Genomic DNA, 16,611 nt, shown 5'->3' with positions numbered 1-16,611 from the left:
CACGCACCGTGCGCCCGCGGCACGACCCGGTCCTGCCCGCCCTGGACGATCAGGACCGGGGCCGCGGTCGACGCCGGGTCGAACCCCCACGGCCGGACGTACGCGAGGTCGTCGTCGATCATCCCGCCCGGACCGCCGGCCTTGGCAGCGTCGACGACACGGAGCAGCCACGACCACTCGCCGGCGAGCGCCGCATGGTCGGCCGTCGTGAACATCGCCGGGTCGTACTCGCTCGTCGCGAGGCGACGCTCGAGCGCCTCGCGCCCCTCGATCGCCGCGCGCAGCTCAGCAACGCCGGCGCCGGCCATGCCCCCGAACCAGTCGATCCCTCGTGCGCTCAACGGTGCGAGGCCGGCGATCGAGACCGCCGCGACGACCCGATCGGGCAGCAGGGCATTGCACGCCAGCGCGTGAGGGCCTCCGCCGGAGTGCCCCATGACCGCGAAGCTCCCGATGCCGAGCGCGTCCGCGATCGCAGCGACGTCCGCAGCCGCCGACGCCACGTCCCGACCGTCGTGCGGTGAGGACCCGCCGTAGCCGGGGCGGTCGTAGGACACCCAGCGAATCCCGCGTCGGTCAGCCGCGGTCAGCAGCGGCTCAGGAGGGGCGCCGGTGTTGGGGGTCCCGTGGTGCCAGAAGACGACGAGCCGGCCGCAGGTGTCGTGCGCTGCGGCGTCATACACGCGCAGCGTGCGCCCGTCGCTGAGGGTGAGATCGTCCTCGGTCACCATCCGCCCAGAGTAGGGACGGCGCGCCGCTCGATCGGGGGATTGGCGCGCAGGCTCATCCCGTCGTCACCCCCGGGCGTCGCCACCCGGGTCGCACGCCGCGAGGACCGCGTCGGCAAGCGCGAGCTGATGGTCGGCCCCCGCACGGCGACCATCGAACCGATTGCTCAGGTAGGCGAACGCGATCCCCGAGTCGGGGTCCGCCCAGCCGATGCAGCAGCTGCTGCCGTTGTGCCCGAACGCCCGGGGCCGGTCGAGGCGCCCCAGGCTGCCGCGCGCGTCGGCCGGGCTCCCGTCGCCACCGAGCTGGAACCCCTGCGACCAGCGCATCGCGAAGCCCGCGAAGCGATCGACCTCGCCGTGGCTCGTCGCGAGCCTCGCGGCGGCGACGGTCTCGGGCCGCAGGATCGCCGTGCCCGTGCCCGTGCCCGTGCCCGTGCCTGTGCCCGTGCCCGCGGACCGCTCGTCCGGGGCAAGGGGCTGCCGGACCCGTCCGTCGTTCAGGAGCATGTCGTAGAACGCGGCGAGGTCGCGCGCCGTCGTCGAGATCCCCGCGGACGGGATGACGGCCTGACGGGTGCGCCGCCGGTTGAGGACCACCTGCGCGGGCATCCCGAGCGGTCCCCGGATCCGCAGCGGGACGTGCCGCGGCCACGCCGCGTCGGGCAGGCCGAGGTAGGTGTCCCCGGCCCCCAGCGGATCGAGGATCTCGCTGCGGAGGAGCTCCGCCACCGGCACCCCGGTGACCCGGCGGACGAGCTCACCGAGGATGAATCCGAACGTGAGGATCTCGTAGGCGGGCACCTCCCCGGCGGGCCATCGTGGGTGTGCCCGCTCGATGCGGCGCACCGACCGGTCCCAGTCGGCGATCGCGAGCGCGTCCCCGAGGAAGCTCCCCGCGGTCGGCAGCCCGGCGCGATGCTGCAGCACATGGCGGATCGTGATGCCACCCTTGCCGTGCTGCGCGAACTCCGGCCACCACCGCGCGACCGAGTCGTCGAGCGACAGCACCCCCCGCTCGGCGAGCAGGTGGACCAGCATCGCGGTGTACGGCTTGCCCGCCGAGAAGATCCAGAACAACGCGTCCGGCTCGCACCGGTACGTGCGGTCGAGCACCACGTTCCCGTCGTGGATCACGCACAGCTGTGCCGGTGCGCCGCGCTGCACGACGAGGTCCCATGCGCGCTCGAGCGGGGCCGGGTCCATCCCGGCGGCGCGCGGGTCGACCTCGGCGGGACCTGCGGACGGCGGCGTCACCCGTCCATTGTGGCGCCGGGGAACGCGGCACTACCTCCAGATGGTCATGCTGTAGGAGGTGGCGGTGACCAGCCGTCGGCCCAGGGAGGCGATCCCACGGGTGCCAGACGGCAGGGCGGCCGTCCAGCGTGGCAGCCCGTCGTCGAGCCCGTAGGCCGTCATGGCGGTGGTGCCGTCCGGCTTCGTGGCGACGGCGACGGCGACGGTGCCGTCCGTGACGACGCTGTGGTTGACCGGTGCGGCGTCTCGCTGCTCCCACAGCACCCGCCCGGACCGTCCGTCGATCGCACGCAGGGACGTCGGGTCGTCGACGACGACACGTCCGTCGATCACCATCGCCCGGCCGTCGCTGCCGAGAGACGTGGACCACCGGAGCTTCCCGGTCGTGGCCTCGGAGGCGAGCAGGGCGTCACTCGTCTGGGTCAGGAGGATGTCCGGGACCGATCGGTCATCGGGAGCGGGTCCGGCGGGATAGCCCTCGACGGTGAACACCCTCCCGGTGCTGAGGTCGAGGACCTCCGTCTGCGGCGCGCCGACGGTGGACGACGGCGACTCGGTGAACAGCTGCGTACCGGTGAAGCCTGAGATCCGCCCTGAGGTCACGGCATGATCGCTCGACCTGACCTCGGTGCCGTCGGCGGAGAGCACCGTCCAGGCGGTCGTCCCGTCGAGAACGAGGATCCGGTTGGCGACGACGTCGATCCTGAGGTTCGACGCGTCGACGGCCGCCAACGGTGCACGGCTGGTGAACGTCCACCGTGGGGTCGTGCCGAGCGGGTCCGTCCGCTCGATCCGGACGTGACCGTCCGCAGTGACGTCGGCGCGGACGAGGTCGGCGCCGATCCGACCGATCGCCGTCGCACGAGCCGTCGGCGTGTCCTTGACGATCTTCCCCGACGCTGCGTCGATCAGCTCCAGGTGGGTGGAGGTCGTCGTGACGGTCGGTGTGCCGCTCTCGGCGCCGCCGAGCATGAACAGCTCGGCGAGACAGGCGACCAGGTGCCGGAAGGGTCCGCTGCTCGCCGTCACGGCGACGCAGGTGCTGGTCAGGGACGCACTCGCCTCCGAGGTCGGTGCTCCCAACGAGGTCCGCCAGTCCTCGGTCCCCGTGCCGACGTCGAAGGCGATCACGTCCATGCCCCCGTCGACGCGCTGCGTGGCGTAGACGATGCGGCCGCTCGTCTCGATCGGCGCCGACCAGAGACCGGCCGTCGTGCTCCAACCCGCGTGGGGCGTCCCGTCGAGCGGCGCGACCACGCCGTCGACGTCGGCGAACTCCGCCAGCCGCGCGGCCTGCCGGCGGTCGGAGATCACGGAAGCAGCCACCAGCGCGACGGCGAGGCCGATGGCCACCGGCCGCCACCAGCGCCTGACGAGGCGCAGAGAGCGGCGGTCCGACGGCGCGGGACCGTGCGGGACGGCTCCGTCCACGCTCGGCGCGACTTCCGACTCTTCCACCAGCTCGACGTCCAGCAGTCGCCCGGACGGCGCGCCTCTGCGAGGGTCGTGCGACGTCGACCTCATGTGCCGACCCTCGCCCGACCGCGCGCCAACGCGACCCCCTCGACAGACCGGCCCCCCGACATCGTCACACCTGCCATCGTCGCTCAGATGTCCAGGATCGGCGACGAGTTTCGCCGGCCGTCTCCGCCGGCGCGACGTCATCCCCACACGGTCAGACGGTCCTCGGCCACGGTGACCAGCCGCCGGCCCATGGTGGTCAGCGTCCGGGTGAGCGACGGCGCGGCGATCGTCCAGCGTGGCACGCCGTCGGTCAGCCCGTAGGCCGTCATGTCCACGGTGCCGTCCGGCTTCGAGACGACGCACACGACCACCGAACCGTCGGTGACGGCGCTGTGGTCGACGCGCGTGGCACCGTGCTGCTCCCACGTCACCGATCCGGACCGACCGTCGATCGCGCGCAGGGAGTTCGGGTCGTCGATCACGACCCGTTCGTCGATCACCATCACCTGGCCGCCGTTGCTGAGCGGCGTGGACCACCGGTGCGCTCCCGTCGCGGCGTCGGACGCGAGCAGGGCCGCGCCCGTCTGGGTCAGGATGACGTCCGGGAGCGATCCGTCGTCGGGGAACGGCCCGGTGGGATAGCCCTCGACGGTGAACGACGTGCCGGTGCCGAGGTCGAGGACCTCGGTCCGCGACGCGCCGGCTGTGGACGACGGCGACTCGGTGAACAGCTGTGTACCGGTGAAGCCCGAGACCCGCCCCGAGCTCGCCACCTGCTCGCTCGACCTGATCGCCGCGCCGTCAGCGGAGAGCACCGACCACGCGGTCGCTCCGCCATGGACGAGGATCCGGCCCGCGACGACGCTGATCCCGAGGTTCGACGCATCGACGGTGGCCCACGCGGCGGGGCTGGTGAACGTCCATCGTGAGGTCGAGCTGAGCGGACTCGTCCGCACGACCCGGAGGTGACCGTCCGCGGTGACCTCGGCGCGGACGAGGTCGGGCCCGATCCGACCGATCGCCGTCGCGGGAGCCGTCGGCAGGTCCTTGACGACCACGCCCGACGCCGCGTCGATCAGCTCGAGGTCCGTGGAGGTTGCGATGACGTTCGGGGTGTCGCTCGCGGAGCCGCCGAACAGGAACAGGCCGGCGAGACAGGCGACGAGGTGGCGGACGGGCTGACCGCTCGCGGTCACGGCGACGCAGGTGCCGGTCAGGGATGCGCTCGTGTCCGACGCCGGTGCTCCCAGTGGGGTCCGCCAGTCCTCGGTCCCGGTGCGGGCGTCGAGGGCGACCACAGCCATGCCGCCGTCGGCGCGCTGGGTGGCGTACACGACTCGGCCGGCCGTCTCGATCGGCGTCGACCACACGGCCGTGGTCGTGCTCCATCCTGCGTGGGGCGGGCCCTTCAGCGGCGCGACGACGCCGTCGACGTTCGTCAGGCTCGCCAGACGTGCGGACTCCCGACGGGCGGCGATCACGGATGCCGTGACCAGGGTGACGGCCAGACCGATCGCCACCGGCCGCCACCAGCGCCGGACGAGGCGAGCCGAGCGACGCTCCGGCTGTGCGGGACCGTGCGGGGCGGCGGTGCGCTCGTCCGCTGCGGTCGCGTCCTCCTCCGCCAGCTCGACATCGACGAGACGCGCGGGTCGACCGTCCGGTCGAGAGCCCCGGGACGTGGAGCTCGGGCGACGGCCGTCACCGGGCGTGCCGACGGGCGGCTGCGGATCGTCCGCCTGAGGTGCCCCCGGGGTCGTCATGCGTGTCATCGTCGCTCAGCCTGTCCACGCCGTCGATGGATTCCGCCGGAGACCTCTGGCGGACGTCGCCTGCACCGGTCCGTCGTCGGGGGCGCGCGGTTCGGGGTGGCGGATCGCGATGATCGCTGACGGCGAACACGCCGCGCGGCTCGCGGGGTTTGCGCACGTCAGGGCGTCGTGCGGCGCCGGGACGTCGAGCGGAGATCGGCGGGTGGCGATGGTCGCGCTCACATCGGCGCCTCTCGCGTGACCTTCCCGCTCTCGGGGTGTCCGATCATGATGGGGTCCCGCCGTCCAACGAACGGGTCACAGCGGGCGAACACGTCGTTGACGCGAGGTGTCTTCCGCGCATAGATTGCCTGCCTGCAAACGCTTACATTGCTTGCAGTGAATTCTCGTACCTCACCTCGACGACGAGCCCCGAGCGGTCACCCCCACGGCCGCCGCCCGAGGCGAACAGTGATCTCGACCGGAGCCCGACCTCCTGACGGGAACGATCGGCCCGGCTCGCGTGACCAGAAGGAGCTCCTCGTGAGTGAAGCACTCACCCGCCCCCGCCAGACCTCGGACGCGCGTGTGCGCGCCGGGAACCGCGGCATCGCGTTCGGCCACGGCGCGACGGGCACGCACTCGCTCGCAGACCTGGGCATCCCGGAGAGCTACGTCGACGCGCACGGCCACGTCCAGACACCGCCTGCCGAGACGCTCGCCGGCGTCGCCGCAGCGGTCGGAGCCGGCCGCGTCGCGCCCGAACCGATCGTGTGCGTCCCGGGGGAGGCCTGCCCCGAGCTCGTCGGCGACCTGGTCGACCTGACCGGTGCAGCCGTCGACGGCCCGACGGGGATCGCCCCGGCCGCCGGCTACTACCACTTGCACACCCCGGACGGGCGTCGCCGCTTCGTCGTGAGCGCCCCTGCCCGGTTCCCGCAGCCCACCCGCGGCTGGGGCTGGGCCGTGCAGCTCTACGCCGCGCGCTCGCGGCGCTCGTGGGGCATCGGTGACTTCGCGGACCTCGCCACGATCACCCGCGAGGCAACGGCCGCCGGTGCGTCGGCCGTCCTCATCTCCCCGGTGCACGCCGCCGCGCCCACTCCCGGGCAGCAGGCGTCGCCGTACTCGCCGACCTCGCGCCAGTGGCTCCAGCTGCTGCACATCGCGATCGAGGACGTCCCTGGCGCCGACCAGGTCGACCTCACCGATCTCGCGTCCGCCGCGAACGCGCTCAACGCCGAGCGGCTGATCAACCGCGACGCGGTGTGGGAGCTCAAGCGGTCCGCCCTCGAACGCATCTGGGTCGCCACCCGCGACCACCTGCCGGCAGAGCACGACGCCTGGGTCGCCGAGCAGGGGCAGGACCTCACCCGCTTCGCGACGTGGTGCGTGCTCGCCGAGAGCTACGGCACGAGCAACTGGCGCGAGTGGTCCGAGCAGGACCGGCACCCGGAGACCGCCCTCTCGACCGGCGACGTGCGGGCCGACCGGGTCGCGTTCTACGCGTGGGCGCAGTGGGTCGCCGACGCCCAGCTCGCCGTCGCATGCCGGGCGGGAGCGAGCGTCGTCGTCGACATCGCAGTCGGGTTCGACTCGTGGAGCGCGGACGCCTGGGCGAACCAGGACGAGATCTGCTTCGACTTCGAGGTCGGCTGCCCGCCCGACCGCCACAACATCGACGGTCAGAAGTGGGGGTTGCCGCCGATCAACCCGGTCGCGCTCGTGGCCGCCGACTTCGCACCGTTCATCAAGATGGTCCGCGTCGCGCTGCGGCACGCCGGTGCGCTGCGGATCGACCACGTCATGCAGCTCTGGCGGCTGTTCTGGGTGCCCGCAGGTGCCTCGGCCGCCCAGGGCGCCTACGTGCACTACCCGACCGAGGCGATGCTCGCGATCCTGCGCGTCGAGGCGTCGCGCACCGGCGCGTGGGTGGTCGGCGAGGACATGGGAACGGTCGCCGAGGGCGTCCGCGAGACCATGGCCGACGACGGCATGCTCGGCTACCGGGCAGCGCTGCGGCTCCCGGTGGACCAGTTCCCCGAGGCCACGATGGGCGCGTCCTCGACGCACGACCAGGCCACGATCGCCGGCACGTTGACCGGCTCGGACACCGAGGACCTGCGACGCATCGGCAAGCCCGCGAACTTCGAGCAGCTCGAGCAGGTCCGGCGCGAGCTGGCGGCGGTCGCCGGCGTGGACCCCGACGGGCCGATCGGCCCCGACGAGGTCGCCCGGGCCGTGCTGGCGCAGTACCGCCGCCTGTCCGAGTGCCGGGCGCGGATCGTGCTCGCGTCGCTCGACGACGTCGGCGCCGTGGCGGAGCGCCCGAACATGCCGGGGACGATCACCCAGTGGCCGAACTGGAGCCTGAGCCTGCCGCGGCCCGTCGAGGACATCCTCCACGAGCCGCTCGCGCAGCAGCTCGCCGAGGTCCTGAACGCCCGCAACGCCTGAGAGAGCAGGGCCTGAGAGAGCAGGGCCTGAGAGAGCAGGACCTGAGAGAGCAACGCCTGAGAGAGCAGGGCCTGAGAGAGCAGGGCCTGAGAGCGCAGGGCCTACGCCGGACCGGCCCACGTGGACCGGTCCGGCAGGTCACTTCCAGCTCATGTCGAGCACGCGCTTGCGGTCAGAGGTCAGGTAGACGTCGACCGTGACGACGGACGTCAAGCCGTCCTGCCACGTGCCGTCGCCCTGGCACGACATGACGAACGCCTCGTGGCCGGCGGACGGGACGGTGAGCCCGGCGCGGTTGTCCTCCACGAGGGTTGCGGAGGTGAGATCGACCAGCGGGATCTGGTCCGCGGTCGCCTCGCGCTTCGACAGCGCGACGGCGTCCTGCGCGACCGTCGCGCAGGTCAGGGTGGAGAGCTCGGCCACGGTCGCCTTGGCCCGCTGGTTGAGGAACACCGGGATCGCGACCGCCGCCAGGATGCCGACGAGGATGAGCCCGCCGACGACCGACGCAGCGATGATCATGACGACCGTGCCGGTGCTGCGTCGCTTGGGTGGGGCGGTGGGCGGCTGCCACCCCGGACCGCCCTGCCAGCCCGGACCGCCCTGCCACCCCGGACCGCCCTGCCACCCCGGACCGCCGGGCTGACCGGCGGCCGCCTGACGGTGGGCGGTCCACGACTGGCCGTCGAACCACCGGACCATGCCGGGGCCCTCGGGGTCGGGGTACCAACCTGGCGACGGAGTGGTCATCGCGGAGCTCCATGACGAGGGCGGGCACGTGCGGGGGGACAAGTCCATCACGCGGTCGACGCCTGCCGCTGGCAAATGGCGGCCCGGAAGAGGGTGAAGGACGTTGGTCGCTTCCTCGGTGCGTGACCGACGGCGACCATGGCCGCATGGTGCGTGCCTCGTGACTCCCCGTCCTGCTTGCCCCGTCCGGCGAGGAGTCCTGCTCGCCGCAGCCGCGCTGCTCGCGCTGCCGCCGGTTCGGGCGTGGATGCTGCGGTGGGGGGCGACGAGCGCGGAGGTCACGGGACCGGTACCGGGTGACGACCTGCTGCCGGGGGCCGACCTTGTCTCGACCCGCGCGATCACGATCGACGCACGGGCCGAGGACGTCTGGGGGTGGATCGCCCAGCTCGGTCAGGGGCGAGGCGGGTTCTACAGCTACGACCGCCTCGAGAACCTCGTCGGCTGCGACATCCGCAGCAGCGGGACGATCGTGCCGGCGTGGCAGGACGTCGCGGTGGGCGACGCGGTGCACCTCCACCCGGACGTCGCCCTCACCGTCGTCCAGGTCGAGCCCGGTCGGAGCCTCGTCCTGCGTGGCGCCGTCCCGGTCGGCGGCGCAGACTCTCCCGCACCGCCGCCGTACGACTTCACCTGGGCGTTCACCCTCCGGGGCGGCACGAACGGCACGGACGGCGCAGACGGCTCGGACGGCTCGACCCGGCTGGTGGTCCGTGAGCGCTACGCGTACCTGCGGCGGTCCGCCGCGCTGATCGTGGAGCCCGTCTCTGCCGTCAGCTGGTTCATGAGCCAACGCATGCTGCGCGGGATCAAGGAACGCGCCGAGGCGCTGACCCGTACGCGCTGACCGTCGCGTTCGTCGCGCTGCACCCGTCCCGAGGTCGCCGCGGGCGGCGCCACGTCGTCGCGCCGGCCGGGTCGTGGTGACCGGGATGTGAACTCACCCGACAAATCGCTCAAGTCGGGGCACGATCGGTGTCGATGGTCTGTTGACCATTCAACCGACAGGAGTGACCGGTGGACTTCGACCACCTCGCCAGTGCTGGAGCGCGAACGGTGAACGACGCGACAACGGGGGGCCTTGCCCTCGACGATCTCGACGCCTGGCTGCATGACGCCTCCGGCGACGCGCGCAGCCACGCGCACGCCGGCCCCTCGGCGCCCCGACGCAGGCGCCAGTGGGGAGCCGAGCGTCCACGCCCCCCGCTCCCGATGCAGGAGAAGCCGGCCACCACGGCCGCCACCTGGCTCGGCGGGCTGGCGATCACCGTCACCGTGGTGGCGTGGGGCGTCTACCTGGTCCAGTCCGTCGTGTCGCGGATCATCGACAACGGCATCCACGACAGCCGGTTCGTCATCCAGACGGTCGTCTACGTCGGGATCATGACGCTCCTGCTGCTCTCGGCCCTCATGTACCTCCTGGCGCGGCAGGGCGCGCTCTACCGGTCGCGCACCCACGTCCGGGTACCGCGGGCGGAGATCGACGCCTTCATGGCCGAGACCCGCCCGTCGCTGACCGTCCTCGTGCCGTCGTACGCCGAAGAGCCGTCCGTCGTGCGCTCCACGCTGCTCTCCGCTGCGCTGCAGGAGTACCCCAGGATGCGGGTCGTCCTGCTCCTCGACGACCCGCCGGCGCCGACGGACCCCGCTGCTCTCGCGGGCCTGGTCGGCTGCCGGGCGCTCCCGGGCGAGATCACCGCACTCCTGAAGGAGCCGTACGAGCGGTTCCGCAGCTCTCTCGACCTCCATGAGGCGACGGCCGCGCGCGGCGGCGCCGGTCCGGCCGATCACATCCGCGCCCTGGCCCTCGACTTCGCGTGGGCAGGTCGGTGGCTGCGCGACCAGGCCGCCGCCTACCCGCGGGTGAACCACGCCGACGACTTCCTCGCGGACGAGGTCCTCGGCGGTCTGGCCGGCGACTTCGAGATCACGGCGCGCGCCCTGTTCGCCGCGCTGGACGAGGGGGCGCCGGTCCCGGCCGAGCGACTGAGCCAGCTCTGCCGCCGGCTGGTGTGGACCTTCGACGCCACGCTCACCTCGTTCGAGCGGAAGACGTACGCGCACCTGCCGCACGACTCGAACAAGGCCATGAACCTCAACGCCTACATCGGACTCATGGGACGCAAGGTCCGCCAGGTCGAGACCCGGCTGGGCATCGTCCTGCGTGACTCGGAGGCTCCCGACGCGTTGGAGTTCCCCGACAGCGACTACCTCCTGACGCTCGACGCGGACAGCGTGCTGCTGCGCGAGTACTGCCTGCGCCTCGTCCACCACCTCGAGCTCCCGGGCAACGAGCGGATCGCGGTGATCCAGACCCCGTACTCCGCGTTCCGGGGCGCAAGCACCCGGCTCGAGCGGATCGCCGGCGCCACGACGGACATCCAGCACATCGTCCACCAGGGACTGAGCTATTTCGGGGCGACGTTCTGGGTCGGGGCCAACGCCGTGATCCGCAAGGTCGCGCTCGACGACATCGTCGAGGTGTCCTACGTCGGCGGGCAGGAGGTCCGCCGCTACGTGCAGGACCGCACCGTCATCGAGGACACCGAGTCGAGCATCGACCTGGTGGCCGCCGGCTGGAGCCTGCTCAACTACCCCGAGCGCCTCAGCTACAGCGCGACCCCACCGGACTTCGGCTCACTCGTGGTGCAGCGTGCCCGCTGGGCCAACGGCGGTCTGCTGATCGTGCCGAAGTTCCTCCGGTTCGTCCGGCGCGAACGCAAGGCCGGTCGGCGGGTCCCGCGGTCGACGGTCGCACTGCGGTTCACCTACATGGCCTCGATCTGCTGGGCGAGCATCGGGCTCGTGCTGCTGCTCGCGTTCCCGTTCGACAGCAGGTTGCTGAGCCCCGTCGTCGTCGCCGCCGCACTGCCGTACTTCCTGGCGATGTCCGCGGACTTCCGACGGCTCGGCTACAAGAGGTCCGACGTGCTGCGGGTGTACGCGTTCAACCTCATCCTGCTCGCGGTCAACCTCGCAGGGACGCTGAAGTCGCTCCAGCAGGCAGCGGCCAAGTCCAAGATCGCCTTCGCGCGGACGCCGAAGGTCAAGGACCGGACGGCGGCGCCGGCTCTCTACGTCCTCGCGGCCTACCTGATCGCGGCGTTCTCGTTCTACACGCTCGCCAACGACGTCATGACGCACAACTGGAGCAACGGTGCCTTTGCCCTGTTCAACGGCCTGCTCACGTCCTACGCGATCGTCGCGTTCATCGGTGTGCGCAACTCGCTCGTCGACCTGGTGCTCGGGTTCGTGCACTGGGTCCGGGTCCCGGTGAAGACCCCCGCCGTCGCGGCGGGGTCCACGGGCGACCCCGACTGGGAGGCCGTGCTGTACTTCGGCCCCGATCACGTCGGCACCCCGGGCGGACGCCCGACGGTCGCCGTCGCCACCGTCCCGTCACCGCGTCGCGGCGACACCCGCGCCCGAGCCCGGTCGTGACCGCGATGGCGACCACCGACCTCCGACCGCCCGCGCACGGCTCGTCCCTGCGCCCCGTCCCCACCGGGGGTTCCCGATGACCATGTCCACCACTCCGCCGGGCGCTGCCCGCACGCGCGTGTCCCTCCTGCGGGTCGCGATCGTGCTGGTGTGCGCAGTCGCCGTCGGCTGGACGGGACTCCGGTCGTTCGCCGCGGCGCTGTCGCAGCCCGTGAAGCCCGGGCCGTCGACGTTCGCGGCCTACGTCGACGTGACCGCGACACCCACCTTCTCGTTCGGGACGCCGACGGGCCCGGCACAGTCGAACGTGATCCTGTCGTTCGTCGTCGCCGATCCGACCAGCGGCTGCACGCCGCTGTGGGGAGGTGCGTACACGCTCGACACAGCGGCGTCCGATCTCGAGCTCGACCGCCGCATCTCCCAGCTGCGGAGCACCGGTGGGGTGGTGCGCGTGTCGTTCGGCGGGCAGCGCGGCACCGAACTCGCCGCGGCGTGCACCGACCCGGTCGCGCTGCGGAACGCCTACCAGTCCGTGGTCGACCGCTACACCCTCACGAGCATCGACCTCGACCTCGAAGGCGCGTCCCTCGCGGACGTCGCGGCGGGCGAGCGACGCGCGGTGGCCGTCAAGGCCGTGCAGGACCACGCCCGGGCGGTCGGCCGGCACCTCGCCGTGTGGCTGACCCTCCCGGTGTCACCGACGGGCCTCACCGCCAACGGTGTCGCGGTCGTCGACCAGATGCTCGCGGCGGGCGTCGACCTGGCCGGGGTCAACGGCATGACCATGGACTTCGGTACCGGGGTGTCGCCCTCCGCGCCGCTCTCGGACGTCGTGCTCGCCGCGTCGACCGCGCTGCGGACCCAGGTGGGGGCGGCGTACGCCCGGGAAGGCGCGAACCTCGACGACGCCCACCTCTGGGCAAAGGTCGGCATCACCCCGATGATCGGCCAGAACGACGTGGCCGGCGAGGTGTTCACGCTCGCGGACGCGGCGGTCGTCAACGCGTTCGCGCGGAGCCACGGTGTCGGCCAGGTCGCGATGTGGTCCCTCAACCGTGACGCGACGTGCGGGAGCCCGCTGCCGAAGATCCTCACGGTCGTGCAGACGTCCTGCAGCGGCGTCGACCAGGGGTCGCGCCACTTCGCCGACGTGCTCGCTACGGACCTTCCGTTCGCCGCGAGCGCGACCGCATCACCCGCGCCGTCGACCCCGGCGCAGTCGCCGACGGCGGCGACAGAGGTGGCCGACGACCCGGCACACAGCCCGTTCCCGATCTGGGACCCGCTCGGCACCTACCCGGGTGGCACCAAGATCGTCTGGCACCACAACGTCTACGAGGCGCGCTACTGGACCAGCGGGATCGCGCCGGACACCCCGGTCGCGACGGCAACCGACTCGCCGTGGACGCTCGTCGGCCCGGTGCTCCCGGGTGACACGCCGGCGCCACTGCCCACGCTGCCCGCAGGGAGCTACCCGCAGTGGAACGCCGCCGAGGCGTACGTGGCCGGGACCCGTGTGCAGGTCGGTCTCGTGCCGTACGAGGCCAAGTGGTGGACCCAGGGCCAGCAGCCCGGGAAGTCCGTCGCCGGCGGGTCACCCTGGGTCCTGGTCATCCCAGGAGGCTGAGATGTCTGCCGGGGGAGGCTCGGTCGCTCCGGGGCCGGCCGGGCCTCTCACCGCGCGGGTGCGGCGACGCTCCGGACGAACGTGACGAGGGCCGCGACGATCCCGATCGCGCTGCCGACGATCGCCACCACGAGCACGACGTTCGTGACGAGGTCCCAGTCGACCCGCCCGTGGGTGAAGGCGAACGGGAAGACCGCTCGGATCTGCACGAGCGCGGCGAGCCCGACGGCGGTGGTCGCGACGTCACCGAGCGCCTTCAGCCAGCGTGGGTCGCTCATGAGGTACACGACGTTCGCGACGATCGACACCACGATCGACGCGTTGACGAGGCCGAGCACCTGGTCGGTCGCGGAGGTGAGGAACGGCACCGCGTCCCACCCCGGCCAGACGTTCGCCGCATACAGGATCGCGGCGTTGACGGCGATGGCGACGACATAGCCGAACCGGCGAGCCACCGGACCGGGGCGGCGGACGGTCGTGATGGTGGTCATCGGGTCCCTCCTCGCGTGAGGTCGCGTCCACCTCCACGCTAGGAGTGGTGCGGGGCATCGGCCAGCGGTCGCAGGTCCCGTCGACCGTAGGACCGTCGTTCCCGGGTGGAAGCCGGCGCCCGTCCGCAGGTCCGCCGGTGGGGTGGCGGCATGTCCGCACGCTGCGGCAGACTGTCCCGATCACCACAGACGAGCAGGCCACGGGTGTACAGGGGGACCTGGACCGCACCGCGGCACCACATCGACGTCGGTCAGGCGGGGCCCGGCATCGTGTCGCCGACGGTCCTCCAGCGCCTTCCGAAGGGATTCCCATCTGTGACTGAGCGGACCTCGGCGGCGAGAGCGCGTCGCATCCTGCTGCTCCTGACCTTCACGCGGTGGTTCCCCGTCGGCCTGACCGTCGCCGTGTCCACCCTCCTGGCGGTCGAGCGGGGGATGAGCCTGGCTCAGGTGGGCGTGATCTTCGCCGTGCAGGGATTCGTCGTGCTCGGCCTCGAGCTGCCGACCGGCGGCTTCGCCGACGCCCTCGGGCGCCGCCCGGTGCTGATCACGGCCGCGGTCCTGGCGCTCGTGGCAGGACTCGTGTTCGTCACGGCCCACACGTTCGCCGCGTTCGTCGTCGCGCTGGTCATCATGGGGGGTGTTCCGCGCGCTCGACTCGGGACCGCTGGAGGCCTGGTACGTCGACACCGCGCAGGCGGACGACCCGGACGTGAACGTCGAGCTCAACCTGGCGAGCGCCGGGACGGTGCTCGGGGTGTCGATCGCCATCGGTGCGCTGATCTCGGGCGGGTTGATCGCCTGGCACCCGATCCACGCGATGACGGCACTCGAGCTCCCGTACTGGACGGCCCTCGGCTTCTACGGCGTCAACGTCGTGATGATCGCCGTGCTCATGCGGGAGGACAGGTCTCATCTGGACTCCACGGGCCTCGGCCGGGCGCTCGTCTCGGCGCGCGAGGCGCCGCGGGTCGTGCTCGACGGGCTGCGGAGCCTCGCAGCGTCCGTCGTGCTGCGGAGCCTCGTGCTGGTCGAGGTGTTCTGGTCGGTCGCCATGATCGCGTTCGAGATCTTCATGCCGGTGCGGCTCTCGGAGCTCGCCGGCGGCGAGGCCCACGCCGGTGCCCTGATGGGCCCGATCTCCGCCGTGGCGTGGGGGCTGTTCGCGCTCGGCTCCACCGGCGCCGGCCTGGCGAGCAAGCGGATTGGGGTGGCGTGGACGGCGCTGCTCGCCAGGCTGCTCAACGGCGCGTTCGTCGTGGGCATGGGGGTGGCGACCGGACCCATCGGGCTGATCGCCGCCTTCCTGCTCACCTACACGTTGCACGGCTCCGGGGGGCCGGTGCACAGCGCTCTGCTGCACCGCCAGGCAGCGGCCCGCAACCGGACGACGGTGCTCTCGATGAACTCGATGGTCGGCGGGGCGGCGTTCTCGGTCGGTCTGCTCGCGCTGGGTCCGCTGGCCGAGCACACGAGCACCGCGGTGGGCATCGTCGTGGCCGGTGCCTTCAGCATCCTCGGTGCCGCGCTCTACCTCCCGGCGATCCGCCAGGAGCGCGAGGCCGCGGGTGCGAGCGACGTCGAGCCCGCCGCGATCTGAACCGGCCGCGATCCGAACGGCTCACGACCGTGCGCTCCGTCCAGGATGCGGACACGCGCAGTAGGCTCGGACGCGCTCGTGCGGCGGAGGTGACCGCTCGGGGGGGACCTCACGAACGGAGGCGTTGGTGGCCGAGCCGCTGGTGCACATCACGAACTTCCGGATGGACTTCGGCGACAAGACGGTCGTGCGCGACCTGTCCTTCGACGTCCATGCGGGCGAGACCTTCGGATTCCTCGGTAGCAACGGCTCGGGGAAGACGACGACGCTCCGGGCCCTGCTGGGGATCTACCAGCCGACCGGTGGCAAGCTGCACATCGGCGGCAAGGCCTTCGAACCGCGCGACGGGGCGCGCCTCGGGTACCTCCCCGAGGAGCGCGGGCTCTACAAGAAGGAGCCCGTCCTCGACGTCATGGAGTACTTCGGGCGGTTGAAGGGTCTGAGCCGCTCCGGCGCGTTGTCCTGGTCCCGCGAGTACCTGGCGCGCGTCGGGCTGTCCGACAAGGCCACCACGCGGTTGGACAAGCTCTCCGGAGGTCAGCAGCAGAAGATCCAGCTCGGTGTCACGATCATGAACGACCCCGAGCTGTTGATCCTCGACGAGCCGACGCAGGGGTTCGACCCGGTCAACAGGCGTCTCCTGATGGACATCATCGAGGAGCAGAAGCGCGCCGGGTCGACCGTCATCATGGTGACCCACCAGATGGACGAGGTCGAACGTCTCTGCGACCGCGTGATCCTGCTCAAGGACGGCGTCGCCGCGGCGTACGGGACCGTCCAGGAGGTCCAGGAGGCGTTCGGCGCGACGACCATCCGGTTGCGCTGCACCGGCACGCCACCGGACTCCACCCGGTACGACGTCGTCTCCGCGGACGGCGACACCGCATCCCTGGCACCGCGCCCCGGGGTCGAGGCCGCCGAGATCCTGCGCGAGCTGGTCACCGCAGGCGTCGACGTCAGCAGCTTCACGACCGAGCGGACCTCGCTCGAGGAGATCTTCATCCGGGTGTACGGCGACCAGCACGAGATCGCGGAGGCCTGAACC

At 72.1% G+C, this 16,611-nt stretch carries 11 protein-coding genes and 1 pseudogene; 6 read left to right on the top strand and 6 right to left on the bottom strand.

Annotation, left to right across the window (positions count from 1 at the left end; all coding sequences use genetic code 11):
• Nucleotides 1-11 precede the first annotated feature (11 nt).
• The 4 genes and pseudogenes from LJB74_RS08555 to LJB74_RS08540 all read right to left on the bottom strand — a co-directional run.
• A pseudogene (locus LJB74_RS08555) lies at nucleotides 12-731 on the bottom strand (alpha/beta fold hydrolase); the annotation flags it as partial.
• A 63-nt stretch (nucleotides 732-794) separates the two neighbouring features.
• Nucleotides 795-1,985: a serine hydrolase gene (locus tag LJB74_RS08550; RefSeq protein ID WP_259308126.1), complete on the bottom strand. Its 1,191-nt coding sequence runs from the start codon at nucleotides 1,983-1,985 to the stop codon at nucleotides 795-797.
• Nucleotides 1,986-2,015: 30 nt separating this feature from the next.
• Nucleotides 2,016-3,509, bottom strand: a complete 1,494-nt coding sequence (locus LJB74_RS08545) for a PQQ-like beta-propeller repeat protein (RefSeq protein ID WP_259308125.1) — start codon at nucleotides 3,507-3,509, stop codon at nucleotides 2,016-2,018.
• A 137-nt stretch (nucleotides 3,510-3,646) separates the two neighbouring features.
• Nucleotides 3,647-5,212: a PQQ-binding-like beta-propeller repeat protein gene (locus tag LJB74_RS08540; RefSeq protein WP_259308124.1), complete on the bottom strand. Its 1,566-nt coding sequence runs from the start codon at nucleotides 5,210-5,212 to the stop codon at nucleotides 3,647-3,649.
• A gap of 531 nt (nucleotides 5,213-5,743) precedes the next feature.
• On the opposite strand from LJB74_RS08540, the gene malQ reads away from it, so the two are divergent.
• Complete coding sequence (gene malQ / locus LJB74_RS08535) at nucleotides 5,744-7,657, top strand: 4-alpha-glucanotransferase (RefSeq protein WP_259308123.1); 1,914 nt, start codon at nucleotides 5,744-5,746, stop codon at nucleotides 7,655-7,657.
• Nucleotides 7,658-7,795: 138 nt separating this feature from the next.
• Here the strand turns inward: malQ and LJB74_RS08530 are convergent, their stop codons facing one another.
• On the bottom strand, nucleotides 7,796-8,407 hold the full coding sequence (locus tag LJB74_RS08530; protein ID WP_259308122.1) for a DUF2510 domain-containing protein: 612 nt from the start codon (nucleotides 8,405-8,407) through the stop codon (nucleotides 7,796-7,798).
• Nucleotides 8,408-8,567: 160 nt separating this feature from the next.
• Here LJB74_RS08530 and LJB74_RS08525 point away from each other — a divergent pair, with 160 nt between their 5' ends.
• The 3 genes from LJB74_RS08525 to LJB74_RS08515 all read left to right on the top strand — a co-directional run bounded on the left by LJB74_RS08525 (nucleotide 8,568) and on the right by LJB74_RS08515 (nucleotide 13,475).
• Nucleotides 8,568-9,254, top strand: coding sequence for an SRPBCC family protein (locus LJB74_RS08525; RefSeq protein WP_259308121.1), 687 nt, complete (start codon nucleotides 8,568-8,570; stop codon nucleotides 9,252-9,254).
• Between the two features lie 170 nt (nucleotides 9,255-9,424).
• Entirely contained in the window at nucleotides 9,425-11,848 is a 2,424-nt protein-coding gene (locus LJB74_RS08520) for a glycosyltransferase family 2 protein (RefSeq protein WP_259308120.1), read from the top strand.
• A 76-nt stretch (nucleotides 11,849-11,924) separates the two neighbouring features.
• Nucleotides 11,925-13,475 (top strand): chitinase, encoded by a 1,551-nt coding sequence (locus LJB74_RS08515; protein WP_259308119.1) that lies wholly within the window; start codon nucleotides 11,925-11,927, stop codon nucleotides 13,473-13,475.
• A gap of 47 nt (nucleotides 13,476-13,522) precedes the next feature.
• Here the strand turns inward: LJB74_RS08515 and LJB74_RS08510 are convergent, their stop codons facing one another.
• A complete protein-coding gene (locus tag LJB74_RS08510; protein ID WP_259308118.1) occupies nucleotides 13,523-13,966 on the bottom strand; it encodes a hypothetical protein in 444 nt (147 codons plus the stop codon).
• A gap of 640 nt (nucleotides 13,967-14,606) precedes the next feature.
• Here LJB74_RS08510 and LJB74_RS08505 point away from each other — a divergent pair.
• Together LJB74_RS08505 and LJB74_RS08500 are read left to right on the top strand one after the other, a co-directional pair.
• A complete protein-coding gene (locus LJB74_RS08505) occupies nucleotides 14,607-15,566 on the top strand; it encodes an MFS transporter (protein WP_310650834.1) in 960 nt (319 codons plus the stop codon).
• Between the two features lie 163 nt (nucleotides 15,567-15,729).
• Nucleotides 15,730-16,608, top strand: a complete 879-nt coding sequence (locus LJB74_RS08500; RefSeq protein WP_259310319.1) for an ABC transporter ATP-binding protein — start codon at nucleotides 15,730-15,732, stop codon at nucleotides 16,606-16,608.
• The last annotated feature ends 3 nt before the right edge of the window (nucleotides 16,609-16,611 follow it).

The sequence above is a fragment of the Cellulomonas sp. P24 genome (assembly GCF_024704385.1).
Classification (GTDB): Bacteria; Actinomycetota; Actinomycetes; order Actinomycetales; family Cellulomonadaceae; genus JAJDFX01.
Note: the sequence above shows the minus strand (reverse complement) of the source record. Positions and strands in the feature narration are given on the sequence as shown.

Bases quoted from the DNA above. Each gene is read 5' to 3' on its own strand.
- LJB74_RS08540 (WP_259308124.1), bottom strand. From the start codon at position 5,212: ATGACGACCCCGGGGGCACCTCAGGCGGACGATCCGCAGCCGCCCGTC.
- LJB74_RS08510 (WP_259308118.1), bottom strand. From the start codon at position 13,966: ATGACCACCATCACGACCGTCCGCCGCCCCGGTCCGGTGGCTCGCCGG.
- LJB74_RS08530 (WP_259308122.1), bottom strand. From the start codon at position 8,407: ATGACCACTCCGTCGCCAGGTTGGTACCCCGACCCCGAGGGCCCCGGC.
- LJB74_RS08515 (WP_259308119.1), top strand. From the start codon at position 11,925: ATGACCATGTCCACCACTCCGCCGGGCGCTGCCCGCACGCGCGTGTCC.
- LJB74_RS08545 (WP_259308125.1), bottom strand. From the start codon at position 3,509: ATGAGGTCGACGTCGCACGACCCTCGCAGAGGCGCGCCGTCCGGGCGA.
- LJB74_RS08500 (WP_259310319.1), top strand. From the start codon at position 15,730: ATGGACTTCGGCGACAAGACGGTCGTGCGCGACCTGTCCTTCGACGTC.